The organism is Helicobacter cetorum MIT 00-7128, from assembly GCF_000259255.1.
Classification (GTDB): Bacteria; Campylobacterota; Campylobacteria; order Campylobacterales; family Helicobacteraceae; genus Helicobacter; species Helicobacter cetorum_B.
Map to the genome: position 1 here is coordinate 438312 of NC_017737.1, position 13120 is coordinate 451431.

13 protein-coding genes and 1 pseudogene are annotated in these 13120 nt (G+C 34.8%); 9 read left to right on the plus strand and 5 right to left on the minus strand.

Annotated features, from left to right (window positions below):
• Positions 1–51: 51 nt before the first annotated feature.
• The 5 genes from HCW_RS02135 to secG are packed head-to-tail and all read right to left on the minus strand — an operon-like array spanning position 52 to position 2987.
• The gene (locus HCW_RS02135; protein WP_014660584.1) at positions 52–738 is read right to left on the minus strand and encodes an SIR2 family NAD-dependent protein deacylase; all 687 of its coding nucleotides are present in this window, start codon (positions 736–738) and stop codon (positions 52–54) included.
• On the minus strand, positions 738–1175 hold the full coding sequence (locus HCW_RS02140) for an RDD family protein (protein ID WP_231283049.1): 438 nt from the start codon (positions 1173–1175) through the stop codon (positions 738–740). Before HCW_RS02140 ends, HCW_RS02135 begins: the two co-directional genes overlap by 1 nt.
• Before the next feature lie 37 nt (positions 1176–1212).
• Positions 1213–1818, minus strand: a complete 606-nt coding sequence (gene pyrE / locus HCW_RS02145) for an orotate phosphoribosyltransferase (RefSeq protein ID WP_014660586.1) — start codon at positions 1816–1818, stop codon at positions 1213–1215.
• A gap of 9 nt (positions 1819–1827) precedes the next feature.
• Positions 1828–2385, minus strand: coding sequence for a ribosome recycling factor (gene frr / locus HCW_RS02150; protein WP_014660587.1), 558 nt, complete (start codon positions 2383–2385; stop codon positions 1828–1830).
• On the minus strand, positions 2385–2987 hold the full coding sequence (gene secG / locus HCW_RS02155; RefSeq protein WP_014660588.1) for a preprotein translocase subunit SecG: 603 nt from the start codon (positions 2985–2987) through the stop codon (positions 2385–2387). The genes frr and secG overlap by 1 nt, the downstream gene beginning before the upstream one ends.
• 122 nt (positions 2988–3109) lie before the next feature.
• Between secG and HCW_RS02160 the strand changes: the two genes are divergently transcribed.
• The 9 genes and pseudogenes from HCW_RS02160 to holA all read left to right on the plus strand — a co-directional run bounded on the left by HCW_RS02160 (position 3110) and on the right by holA (position 13107).
• Positions 3110–3820 (plus strand): methyltransferase domain-containing protein, encoded by a 711-nt coding sequence (locus HCW_RS02160; RefSeq protein WP_043902741.1) that lies wholly within the window; start codon positions 3110–3112, stop codon positions 3818–3820.
• A 92-nt stretch (positions 3821–3912) separates the two neighbouring features.
• Positions 3913–4893, plus strand: a complete 981-nt coding sequence (trpS, locus tag HCW_RS02165; protein WP_014660590.1) for a tryptophan--tRNA ligase — start codon at positions 3913–3915, stop codon at positions 4891–4893.
• A gap of 3 nt (positions 4894–4896) precedes the next feature.
• Positions 4897–6679 (plus strand): annotated as a pseudogene (locus tag HCW_RS02170) (extracellular solute-binding protein).
• A complete protein-coding gene (yejB, locus tag HCW_RS02175) occupies positions 6676–7725 on the plus strand; it encodes a microcin C ABC transporter permease YejB (RefSeq protein ID WP_014660591.1) in 1050 nt (349 codons plus the stop codon). Before HCW_RS02170 ends, yejB begins: the two are co-directional and overlap by 4 nt.
• A gap of 8 nt (positions 7726–7733) precedes the next feature.
• On the plus strand, positions 7734–8738 hold the full coding sequence (gene purM / locus HCW_RS02180) for a phosphoribosylformylglycinamidine cyclo-ligase (RefSeq protein ID WP_155802211.1): 1005 nt from the start codon (positions 7734–7736) through the stop codon (positions 8736–8738).
• A gap of 5 nt (positions 8739–8743) precedes the next feature.
• Complete coding sequence (locus HCW_RS02185; RefSeq protein ID WP_014660593.1) at positions 8744–9319, plus strand: SH3 domain-containing protein; 576 nt, start codon at positions 8744–8746, stop codon at positions 9317–9319.
• Positions 9320–9322: 3 nt separating this feature from the next.
• Positions 9323–10114: a shikimate dehydrogenase gene (locus HCW_RS02190; protein WP_014660594.1), complete on the plus strand. Its 792-nt coding sequence runs from the start codon at positions 9323–9325 to the stop codon at positions 10112–10114.
• Positions 10114–12045, plus strand: coding sequence for an RNB domain-containing ribonuclease (locus HCW_RS02195; protein ID WP_014660595.1), 1932 nt, complete (start codon positions 10114–10116; stop codon positions 12043–12045). The genes HCW_RS02190 and HCW_RS02195 overlap by 1 nt, the downstream gene beginning before the upstream one ends.
• The gene (gene holA, locus HCW_RS02200; protein ID WP_014660596.1) at positions 12046–13107 is read left to right on the plus strand and encodes a DNA polymerase III subunit delta; all 1062 of its coding nucleotides are present in this window, start codon (positions 12046–12048) and stop codon (positions 13105–13107) included. It begins immediately after the preceding gene.
• The last annotated feature ends 13 nt before the right edge of the window (positions 13108–13120 follow it).

Genomic DNA, 13120 nt, shown 5'->3' on the forward strand with positions numbered 1-13120 from the left:
TGTTAATGCTTGGCTGAAAAAATCAAAAATATTCTTTTAAATCAAAAATAGCTATGCACTTTCTATGAGTTTTGGCATTAAATCTTGCATAGCACTCACTGCACTACTACTAATACATTGAATATTTTTAGGCATGCGAGCACTTTTAGCCATAGGGTCAATATAATAAATGAGCGCATTCTTTGGTGCATAGGTAAAAAGACTCGCTGCAGGATAGACTTGCAAAGAAGTGCCAATAATCATTAAAATATCAGCTTTTTTAACTAAATAGATAGCCTCTTTTAAGAACAGCACTTTTTCGCCAAACCATACAATATCAGGGCGTAATTGCGATTTGTCTTCAGCCAAATCTCCTAAATGTAAATCCTTTTCCCACAAATAGACTAAATGAGGATTTTTAACACTGCGCACACTCAATAATTCTCCATGCAAATGCAAAACATTAGAAGAGCCTGCTCTTTCATGTAAATCATCTACATTTTGAGTAACGATACTAACTTGATAATATTTTTCTAATTTTGCTAAAGCTTTATGGGCATCATTAGGGCTGACTTCAAAAAGTTGTCTGCGTCTGGCGTTATAAAAATCTAGCACTTTTTGTGGGTTCTTTTCCCAACCTTGTGGCGAGGCAACCTCCATAATATCATGCCCCTCCCATAAACCTCCAGCATCTCTAAAAGTCTTAATCCCACTTTCTGCAGAAATCCCCGCTCCGCTTAAGATTACTAAGTTTTTCATTATTTTTCCTTGATGATTTCAATGTGAGTGCCACTGAGTTTATCATGCAAAAAAAACTTAAAAATAAAGGGTGCAATAAACCCTATAAGCAAACTCATGCTAAGTATCCATGCAACAAAGCGCCATAGGGCTAAGAAAAAGCCCACTTTTTTGCCATTATTTTTGATTAATCTAAAATTTGCATAACGCATTCCGGGGCTTTGAGTTTTGAAAGCAATAAATAAACTATGCACAATAGCATACCAACATAAGCATAAAAAAATCGCACCTTGATTTTCCCTAAAGCTTTGTGCGCTCCCTAAGACAATATAAGTCATAAAATAAAGCATAGGGGTATAAATCATAAAAATATCAGTGATAAAAGCCTTTAAGCGTAAGGTAACCCCAAGTTCTTTTGAAAAGTGGGGTTGGTAGGTATTTTTTGTGGCGTTTTTAATGGGTGAGGGTTTTAAAAGAGTTTTGGCACGATTTCTTTTAGTTCCCACGACTTCCGGGTTTTATAGCAGTGCTTGTAGCACATAAGGGACAAGTGCTAGGCTCATACATATCAAAAATAAAATCCTCTAGGGCAAAAAAGGGCAAATCGCTTGGTAGGCATGCGCCCTCTTTAGCCTCTAAAATAGAATGTGTGCGCTTGCAAATCCCACGATTAGCTAAAGCTCCAAAAGCTACAATTTTAGCGCCCTTTTCTTCTAAGGCTTTGGCGCATTCCATAGCGGATTTTCCGGTAGTGATAATATCTTCACACACTAAAATCCTTTCATTCTCTTTGACTTCAAAGCCACGCCTTAAAGTCATTACGCCATTCACCCTTTCAGTAAAGATAAAGCGCACATTTAAAGCCCTTGCAAGTTCATACCCAGCAAGTATGCCCCCAATAGCAGGCGAGCATACGCACTCAATGTCTAGTTTAGCCTCTTTAATTTGTTTGGCTAGATTGATAGCAAATTCTTGGGCTAGTTGGGGGTTTTCTAATACTTTAGCAGATTGCAAGTAATGATTAGAGTGAAACCCACTACTAAGCAAAAAATGCCCTTCTAAAAGCGCTCCAGCATTTTTGTAACATTCTTTGACATTCATAAGTGCCCCCTAGATTTTTAAAATATCTTCTTCTTTATTTTTGACGCTTTCTTCAATTTTCTTGCTTGCCTCATCGGTCATTTTCTGCACTTGCTCTTGAGCTTTTTTGCTTTCATCTTCAGTAATTTCTTTATCTTTTTCTAGTTTTTTAATTTTGTTATTAGCGTCTTGGCGGATATTGCGCACAGCTACTTTAGCTTTTTCGCCCATAGCTTTGGCATCTTTAGCAATTAACTTTCGTTGCTCTTGAGTCATTGGAGGGAAAAACAATTTGATGTTTTCGCCATCATTGTTAGGATTAACGCCAATATTAGCCTCTTGAATTGCCCTTTCAATTTCTTTTAATAAGTTCTTTTCCCAAGGACTGATTTGAATGGTTGTTGCATCAGTGGCAATAACAGAGCCTACTTGATTGAGTGCTGTAGGCGTGCCATAGTAATCTACTTTAATATGGTCTAAAATATTGATAGAGACCTTAGCACTTCGCAAGGTAGAAAATTCTCTATGTAGGGCTTGCACGCTTTTTTGCATTAAATCTTTGGTTTCATCATAAATAGCTTGTAACATTATTTTTCTTCCTTTGTTTGTTTTTTATGTGGTTGTTCTTTAGTGGGTTTTTTAGGAGTTTTTTCAGCATTTTTGGTTGTATGGGTTTTATTGTGCTGGGCTTTGGTGTGGGTGTTAGCATTTGTTTTGGCATTTGTTGTGGGTTTATTTTGTGCGCTTGGTTTAGGCTTATTAGGATTTTCTTGATTGTTGGTTGCTGGCTTTAAAGACTCTTTTTCTGGCGCTTTTGGCTCTATGGTCTTGGGCTTTTCAAGCGGAGCAAGAGGGTTTAGAAGATTAGAAGATGGCGTTTCTAAAAGTTTTTGAGCTCCAGAAGAAGGGATTAAAGGAGAGAGTTCTTTTTTATTCTTGGTGTCATCTAAAATACTTTTGTTATAGTCTTTGTTATACAAATATCCTAGTGCAATAGTATTGATAACAAAAATCAAACCCAAGAACATTGTGAGTTTAGCCATAAAACTTGCAGGTCCTTTTGCGCCAAATAAAGAATCATTGCTCCCACTATAAGCTCCCAAACCAATACTAGAACTTTTTTGCAATAAGACCACAATCACAATTAATACTGCTAAAATAATTTGCAACCAAAATAGCGCACTCGTCATAAACACCAATTCCTTAATTCTAAAAATTTAAGCAAAATTACTTGTGATTCTATCTAAAATTTGCTAAGAATACACTAAAATTTCGTTCATAGTCCAACTAAAGGCAATATTTAAGATTAGTGATGCCAAATTTCTTACACTCTTTTAACAAGCATGCTAAAACTTATAGCGCTAATTCTTTAGCACAACAAGACTTGGCTTTGCTGTTGCTTAAAAATTTAAAACAACGAGCTTATACTAAAGTTTTAGATTTGGGGGCTGGGAGTGGCATGGTAGCAAATATTTTAGAAAAATATGGTATTCAAGTAGATGAATTGATTGCCTTAGATAGTGCGCAAAACATGCTTGAATGCCATAAAAAAGTTAGTTCTAAGATTCAAAAAATCACTTTAGAATTGGCTGATTTTGAGTGTTATGAGTTTAAAGCTTATGATTTAATTATTGCTTGTTCATCTTTGCAATGGGCTTTGAATTTAGAAAAGCTTTTAAAAGATATTGCTTTAAGTGCTAAAGAAGTTGCACTAGCCATTCATACAGATTTTAGCTTGCATGAGGTGCATGCGTTTTTAAAAACAAACTCTCCATTAAAAAGCGCTTATGCACTAAAAAGCATGCTTAAAAATATCTTTAAAGATTTTGATTACAATATTCAAACAAAGCGTTTAGCGCTACATTTTGAGAATAAAGAAGATTTTTTTAGCCATTTGCAAAAATCAGGGCTTTTAGGAGGGGGAACACTTAGTTTTAAGCAAAAAAAAGATTTTTTTAAAAATATGGCATTTGAGAAATTGAGCTATGAGGCGCTCTTATTTTGGGCGATTAAACGCTCTTAAAAGTCTTTCATTGAAATATTAAAATTAGGTTGCTACAATATTTGAAATTAAAATATCTTTGTCAATTTAATTTAAAAAAGGATAATTTAGGTATGCAAAAAAAACGAGTCTTTTCAGGCATTCAGCCAACAGGACAAATCCATTTGGGTAATTATCTAGGAGCGATTAAGCATTGGGTTAAGATGCAAGATGAGTATGAAAACCTTTTTTGTGTGGTTAATTCGCATGCCATTACTCTACCCATAGAGCCTAAGTTTTTAAAAGCACAAAGCTATGAATTAGTTAAATTGCTTCTAGCTTGTGGGATAGATTCTAACAAATCAGGACTATTTATTCAAAGTGAAATTGATGAACACCCCGCATTAGCGTGGCTATTAGATTGTCAAGTGTCTATGGGGGAAATGCAACGCATGACACAATTTAAAGACAAATCTTTGAAAAACCCAAAAAGCGTGAATGTGGGGCTTTTTAATTATCCTATTTTAATGGCGTCAGATATTTTGTTGTATCAAACGGATTTAGTGCCAGTAGGCGAAGACCAAAAACAGCATTTAGAGCTCACACGAAATGTTGCAGAAAAGTTTAATAGGGATTTTGGAGAATGCTTTAAAGTGCCTGAACCTTTAATCGCAAAAGTGGGGGCAAGGGTTATGGGATTAGATGAACCAAGTATTAAGATGAGTAAATCGCATAAGGGAACTAACCATGCGATTTTTCTTTTAGATGAAGCTGATGTGATTTTAAGAAAAATCAAAAAAGCCACTACGGATTCTATTGGCACAATTAAATTTGATGAAAATAGAGAAGGCATTTTTAATCTCTTAAATATCTATATGCTTTTGAGCAATGAGAGTAAAGAAAATATAGAAGAGCGTTTTAGAGATAAGGGCTATGGGGATTTTAAAAAAGAATTAGCTGAAGTGATTATCCAATCGCTTAAGCCCATACAAGAAAAATACAAAGAAATCAGTGATGATGAAGTGAGAATGGTGTTAAATCAAGGCGTAGAAAAAGCTAGACCTTTAGCTAAAGCTACTTATCAAAAAGCTAAAGAGTTAATGGGGTTAATTTAAGTGTTGCGATTAGCCCTTTTACTTATTGTATTAGCAAGCTTATTGCGAGCTACTCCCTATTTGTATTTAGGGCAAGAACCAACACATCAAAAATCATTTTCACACTTTGATTATGCTAATGCTAACGCCCCAAAGGGTGGCGTTTTAAGAAGTGATGCGATTGGGACTTTTGATAGTCTTAACCCCTTTATTATTAAAGGCACTAAAGCAGAAGGCTTGGATTTAATTTTTGACACTTTAATGGCACAAAGTTTAGATGAGCCTTATGCAGAATATCCTTTGATTGCCAAAGATGCACAAGTGGCTAAGGATAATAGCTATGTAATTTTTACCATAGATGAAAGGGCTTTATTTAGTAATAACACGCCTATTTTAGCTAGTGATGTAAAATTTAGTTTTGATACGATTATGCAATTAGGCTCTCCTATCTACAAGCAGTATTATCAAGATGTAGAAAAAGCTGTTATTTTAGATAAATATCGTGTTAAATTTGTCTTTAAAACCACTGAAAATAAAGAGTTGCCTTTGATTTTAGGGCAACTACAGATTTTTTCAAAAAAAGCGTTTAAAAAGGATTATTTTGATAAAAATCCCTTGCTTATTCCGGTTTCTAGTGGTCCTTATGTGATTTCATCTTTTGATGTGGGAAAGCGCATTATTTATAGGCGCAATTTCAAATATTGGGCGAAAGATTTGCCAAGCAGAAAGGGGCAATTTAATTTCAATCAAGTGCGCTTTGAATATTACAAAGATGAAACGATTGCCTTGCAAGCTTTTTTTAAGCGGAGCGTATGATTGGCGTATTGAAAGCGTGGCTAAAATTTGGGCTAGGGGCTATAATGGTAAGGCTGTAGAGAAAAAAGACATCATCAAACATCTTATCCATCATAAAATGCCAAGTGGCATGCAAGGGTTTTTCTTTAACACACGCCGTGAAATTTTTAAGGATAAAAGGGTGCGTGAGGCACTTTTCTATGCTTTTGATTTTGAATGGGCCAATAAAAACTTGTTTTTTTCACAATATGAACGCACTACAAGTTTTTTTAACAACTCTGTATATGCATCAAGTCTTTTGCCAAGCCCTGAAGAAAAGTTTCTTTTGACTCCTTATAAAAAAATCTTAGATGAAAGGGTTTTTAATGAGCCTTTTATAGTGCCAAGAACTGATGGGGCCGATGTCTTAAACTATAACTTAAGAGAGAATTTGAAATACGCTCAAGGGCTTTTAAAAAGTGCCGGTTTTTCCTATAAAAACATGCGCTTAGTAGATAAAAACAACAAACCTTTTAGCTTTACTTTGCTTTTAAATAGCCCCGCATTTGAAAGGTTGGCTTTAGCTTATGCTAAGAATTTAAAGATTTTAGGCATTGAGATGAAGATTAAGCGTGTGGATTTAAGCCAATATATGAATCGCCTTAAAAGCTTTGATTTTGATATGATTGTAGGCGTGATAGGACAATCGCCCTTTCCGGGCAATGAACAACGCTTTTATTTTAGCTCAAGTAGTGCTAAAGAAAAAGGCTCTAGGAACTATGCAGGCATTTCTAATAAGGCTATAGATAATTTGATTGAAAAAATCATTATGGCTAAAACTTATGAAGAGCGTGTAGCAGCTACTCAAGCTATGGATAGGGTGTTGTTATGGGGGTTTTATGTTGTCCCTCATTTTTATTTGCCTAATTATCGTTTGGCGACTTGGAAAAAGATTGGTATGCCCTCTTATAGTCCTAGCTATGGATTTTCGCCTTATTTATGGTGGGATAACACAATAAAAGGTTCAAAATGATAACCTATATTCTTAAGCGTTTATTTTTAATTGTGCCTACTTTGCTTGGAATTATTACCATTAATTTTTTCCTCATTCAAACAGCTCCCGGAGGCCCTATAGAGCAAATTATGGCAAAGATTGATAACGCCTCTTCTAAAGAAACACGAAATGTTGCTAAACAAGAGCGTGTGTATAAGGGCGCTCAAGGCATGGATTCTGAATTATATGCCTCGTTAGTTAAACTCTATGGGTTTGATAAATCTATTGGTGAGCGTTATTTTTTAATGCTTAAAAACTATTTGAAGTTTGATTTTGGGGAGAGCTTTTATCGCCAAATTAAAGTGGTTGATTTGATTAAAGAAAAATTACCGGTTTCTATTTCTTTAGGGCTTTTTAGCACGCTTTTAATTTATCTCATTTCTATTCCTTTGGGGATTTTTAAGGCTAGACATAATAATGAGCCTTTAGATGTGTTAAGCAGTGTGGCAATTATTGTTGCTAATGCTATTCCGGCATTTTTATTCGCCGTAGTGCTGATTATCTTTTTTGCTGGAGGTAATTACTTGCATTGGTTTCCTTTAAAGGGGTTAGTGAGCGATAATTTTGAAAATTTAAGCACACTAGGTAAAATTAAAGATTATTTATGGCATATTACCTTGCCTGTTCTTTGCATTTCTTTAGGGGGTTTTGCAAGCCTTACGCTTTTAGTTAAAAACTCCTTTTTAGATGAAATGGGAAAGCTTTATGTGGTGAGCGCTAAGGCTAAGGGTTGTTCAGTGGGGCGTATTTTTTATGCGCATGTGTTTCGTAATGCGATTTTATTAGTCGTGGCTGGTTTTCCACAAGCTTTTTTGAGCATGTTTTTTAGCTCTAGCTTACTCATAGAAATTATTTTTAGTTTGGACGGATTAGGATTGCTTGGATATGAAAGCATAGTGAGTAGGGATTATCCAGTCATTTTTGGTTCGCTTTATATTTTTACGCTTTTAGGGTTATTAGCAAGTTTAGCAAGCGATTTATTGTGTGCAGTCATTGACCCTAGAATTGATTTTGAAAAGCGCTAAGGATTTTAATATTGATAACTTATAAACAAGCGGGCGTGAATATTGATGAGGGGAATGCTTTAGCAGAATTGATTAAACCTTTGGCAAAATCTACTTTTAATACGCAAGTTTTAGGAGGTATTGGAGGCTTTGCTGGGGCTTTTAGAATGCCTAAAGGGTATAATGAGCCTGTGCTTTTAGCATGCGCTGATGGGGTAGGGACAAAGTTGCGTTTAGCTATTGAATCAAAGCGTTTAAACACAATAGGAATTGATTTGGTAGCCATGTGTGTAAATGATTTGTTATGTCATTTGGCTAAACCTTTGTTCTTTTTAGATTATTATGCGACTTCTAAATTAGTTAAAGAAGAGGCATTAGAAGTTATTCAAGGCATTACGCAAGGTTGCTTAATGGCAAAAGTAGCGCTTTTAGGGGGCGAGAGCGCTGAAATGCCCGGGATTTATACGCATAAGGATTTTGATTTGGCAGGCTTTATGGTGGGGGTTTGCGAAGAAAAAGATTTAAGGCGTTTTCAAAACTTAGAAGAGGGCGATGTATTAGTGGGTCTTAAAAGCTCTGGATTGCATAGTAACGGCTATGCTTTGGCACGAAAAGTTTTGTTTGAAAAATTGTGTTTTAAATATGATACCATGTTAGACAATAAGCCTTTGATAGATATATTGTTAGAACCCACGCACATTTATGTGGCTGAGATTGAGAGTGTAAAACCTTATCTTAAAGCTCTAGCACATATTACAGGAGGAGGGCTGTTGGGAAATGTGGCACGCATTTTGCCTCATCACTTGAGTGCTGTTATTCATAGGCATGCCTTAATTTTTGATGAAATTTTTGCTATTCTAAAAGAACAAGTAGGAGAGAAAGAGGCTTTTAGGGTGTTTAATATGGGGGTGGGAATGGTGCTAATAGTGGGCAAAAAAGAGCTTGAAGAAGTGCTTAAAAGATTAGGTAGTAGCGCATATGTAATAGGGGCTTTAGAGCCAAGAGACACACAAGATTCTGTAGTGCTAAGGTAGGAATTATGAACTTTTTTTTCAGACTTTATACGCAACCTTTATTGGTGCTTATGGCATTTTTGCTAATTTATGTATTAGCATATATGGGGATTTCTTATTCAATTAGAGAAGATACTCCAAAAAATTTAAAAACTATTGATATGCCTAATAAAGAGGGCGTGTCTAATGCGCCTTATGAAGTCAAAAATGAGTCTAAAACACTAGAAAATTCCAAAGATTTAGACCTTATTCAAGAACCTCAAAAAGAAGAAAAAGAAGAATTGGTTCAAACTTATGAAAATACAGATATTTCTAAAAGTTCTAGTTCTAAAGAAAACGCTCCCCTAAAGAATGAGACACAAGAAGATTTGCAAACTTTAGGGGATTATATTGTTGTGCCATCAAGTGTGAATGTGCGTGCTTTACCTAGCACAAAAGGCAAGGTTATTGGAGGGCTTTTGAAAGACCAAAGCGTGCAAGTTTTAGAAATCAAAAAGGATTGGGCAAAGATTCAGTTTTCTTCTTCTAAGCAAGGCTATGTTTTTTTAAAGCTTTTGAAAAAAGCTACTTTAGATGACACTACACCTCAAAAAGAGTTTTAGAATATGGTTTTAAAGTCTTTTGGAGTTTTTGGAAACCCTATCAAACATTCTAAATCGCCCTTAATTCATAACGCATGTTTTATCACTTATGCTAAAAGATTAGGCTTTTTAGGGCATTATCATCATTTGTTATTGCCTTTAGAAAGCGATATTAAAGCGAGTTTTTTAAACTTAGGGCTTTGTGGGGCTAATGTTACCTTGCCTTTTAAAGAAAAAGCTTTTAAGGCTTGTGATAGAGTAAAAGGCATTGCTAAAAAATGTGGCTCTGTGAATACGCTTATTTTAGAAAACAATGAGCTTGTAGGTTATAATACGGACGCACTAGGTTTTTATTACACCTTGAAAGATACTTTTAAAAATGCGTTGATTTTAGGCGCTGGAGGGAGTGCTAAGGCTTTAGCATGCGAATTGTTAGAACAAGGCTTAGAGGTAAGCGTTTTTAATCGCTCTAAAGAAAAATTAGATTTTTTTAAGCAACTTGGTTGTGATATTAGAAGTTTAGAAGATTTACTTGAAAGTTCTTTTGAGCTTATCATTAACACCACTTCAGCAAGCCTTAATAACGAATTACCTCTAGCTAAAGAGCTTTTAAAAGCATTGTTTAAAAATTCTAAATTGGCGTATGATTTGATGTATAACACTTCTATTTTTTTAGATTTAGCGCATTCTATGGGGCTAGAAATTCAAGATGGTAAAGACATGCTTTTAATGCAAGCGTCTTTAAGTTTTGAATATTTTAGTCATTCAAAAGTAAGTTATAAAGAGGCTTTAGAAATTATGCAGAGCGTTTTTTAATGCAACGCTTTTTAACGCATTTATTTACCGGAGTTAAGGAAGTCCCTAAAAAATTTTCTTATCTTTTAGAAGATAGTATTTTTAAAGAGGTCATAGAAAATAAAAACAATCATGTTGTTTTAAAACAAGGTTTTGATATTGGTAAAATTGAATTAAATAAACAACGCCAAGCTTTTTTGATTTCGCTAGGCATTCATTATGCTAAAGACCCTATTTTAAAAGGTTTTCCTAAAAATATCGCCCCCAATGCGCTTGTATTATGTTCTATTAATCCTAGGCGTAAACGCCCTATAGCACGCTACATAGCCACTCTTTCTATTAAGACGCATTCTATAGTGTGTTATTTAACTAAAATGAATCAAAAAATTGTTGCCCTTAGTTTTAAAGACCCGACAAAAACCCCCATTTTTTTAAAGCATAGTCAAAAGTCCTTATTAGAATTGCCCAAGCATTGTGTGATAAAAATCAATCTTAAAGAGCGTAAGATTGAAGAAATTCTAGGGGTTTTAGAAGACCCATTAATTGATGAGCGTTTGTCTTTAGAATTGTTTCAAAGGCAACTCACTTTTTCTAAAGACGCCCTAGATTTAGCACAAAATTTTTCTCAAATGCCCGCACAAAGTTTTATGGGTTATCAAGATTATACGCACATGCCTTTTTGCACCATTGACCCAATAACAGCCAAAGATTTTGATGATGCCATCTTTTATGATAAAGATTTAGAAACGCTTTATGTAGCCATTGCCGATGTGAGTGCGTTTGTGCCTTTACATTCAGTGCTTGATACAGAATCAAGGGCTAGGGGTTTTAGTGTGTATTTTCCTAATAGTGTCTATCCTATGCTCCCACCTAGTCTTAGTCAAGGGGCATGTTCATTAAAAGCACAAGAAAAACGCCTTGCTTTAGTGTGGGAAATCCCTTTAAAAGATATAAAAAATGCCAAGCTAGTTCAAGCTATGATTGAAGTAAGGGCTAATACAAGCTATGAAGAAATAGAAGAATTTTTTAATAACCCTACAACTTGTAATATCTCTAAAGAAATTCAAGAAAGCCTTTTAGGGTTTTTGCCCCTAGCTTTAGAATTAAAAAAAGTGCGTTTGAAAAAGGGCTTTGATTTTATTAGTGATAAAAGAATGCTTTGTTTGGATAAAGAGGGGCGTTTAGAAAATCTAGCCTTAGACAAAGAGGGCATAGCCCATAGTGTTGTAGAAGAGGCTATGCTATTAGCTAATCAATCTAGTGCAAGACTTTTAGATGAGGCTTTAGGGGGTAAGGGGATTTATCGTGTGCATGAAAAACCCACTTTAGAGCAACAAAAACGCCTTAATGCTAAACTTTTTAGCTATGGCTTTGAGCGCAATAAAAAAATGTCTTTCCATCATTTTTTACACCATGTTTTAGAGCTTGCAAAAGAAAAGGGCTTAGAAAATGAAGTGGGGCATATGATGATTAAAGCCCAGCAAGAGGCACGCTATAGCCCTTTTAATGAGGGGCATTTTGGCTTAGGCTTTTCTAGTTATACGCATTTCACTTCGCCTATTAGGCGTTATAGTGATTTGATGTTGCATAGGATTTTAAAAGAGCTATTATTTGGGAATGCTAAAAAACTTGCTTACTTGCTTGAAGAAACAATAATAGTATGCTCTGAATTAAACGCTTTGCAAAAAAATGTTGCCTTGATTGAAAGAGATTTTAGAAAGCGTAAATTCGCTCGCTATGCTTTAGAGCATATTAATGAAGAATTTTTAGGTATTGTGCTAGAGAATAAAGATTTTATTGTTGTAAGTTTAAAAGAAAAGCTTATTGGCGCTAAGGTTTTAGTAAAATCTAAGCACTCTTTTGAGATATTAGAGAAAGTGCGCCTTAAAATCACTCAAGCTGATTTAATTTTAGGTGAAATTAGAGGCGAGATTATACAAAAAGGGCTTTGAATGTATCGCAATAAAAAATTAGGCAAGCTTTATCGCAATGACTTGGAAAACTACTTAGCGACTAAATTACCAAAAGCATTGTTGCTCTATGGGGAGTCTGATTTTTTTATTAGGCATTATATGAAAAAAGTTAGCGCCCTTATTAAAGAGCAAAATCCTAGTATAGAAATTTATGCGATAAATTCCATAGACTATGAGCCTGATAAAATCCTAAGCTTATTAGAGCAAGATTCTTTATTTGGTGAGCCTAGTTTGGTTATCTTAGAGCTTGAAAGTGCGATTTTGCAAAAAATGCGCAAGAAATTTAAAGAAGAGGACATTAAACTTTTTTTAAAAGCGTTAGAACGCCATAGTGCTAATAGGCTAATTATTGGGCTTTATGGGGCTAAAAGTGATGAGGCTAGTAAGTATAAGCGCCTTAGTGATACCCTATTAAAAGCCTTTCATCAAAGCCCTATGAAAGAGGAATTAACTTATGCACGCTTTTTTATGCCTAGTGTTTCAGAGAGTTTGGGTTTTTTGCAAATTAGCGCACAAGATTTGCAAATAGAAATCAATACGCATTTACTAGGGGCATTACTTGAAATTGATAATAACGATTTGAGTATCGCTCATAGTGATTTACAAAAATTTGCTATTTTAAAGCGCCCTATTAATATAGAAGATGTTAAAGAGCTTTCTAGCTGTGCGGGGGATATGGATTTACAAAAGCTCTTTGAAGCACTTTTTAGTCGTCAAAATGTGCTGAGTGTTTATCAGTATTTACTCAAAGAGGGGATAAAAGATTTAGATATTTTAAGAGGACTTGAAAGGTATTTTTACCAACTTTTTTTATTTTTCGCACATATTAAGACAACAGGGGCAGTCAATGCAACAGAAGTCTTAGGCTATGCTCCCCCAAAGACTATCATAGAGAATTATACTAAACGAGCTTTACGCTTAAAGGAATTAGGTTATAAGCAAATTTTTGAGCTTTTTAGATTGTGGCATATCCAAAGTATGCAAGGTAAAAAAGAGCTTGGATTATTGTATTTAATAAAAATTCAAGGCTATTTGCGCTAGAATAAAAAGTTTT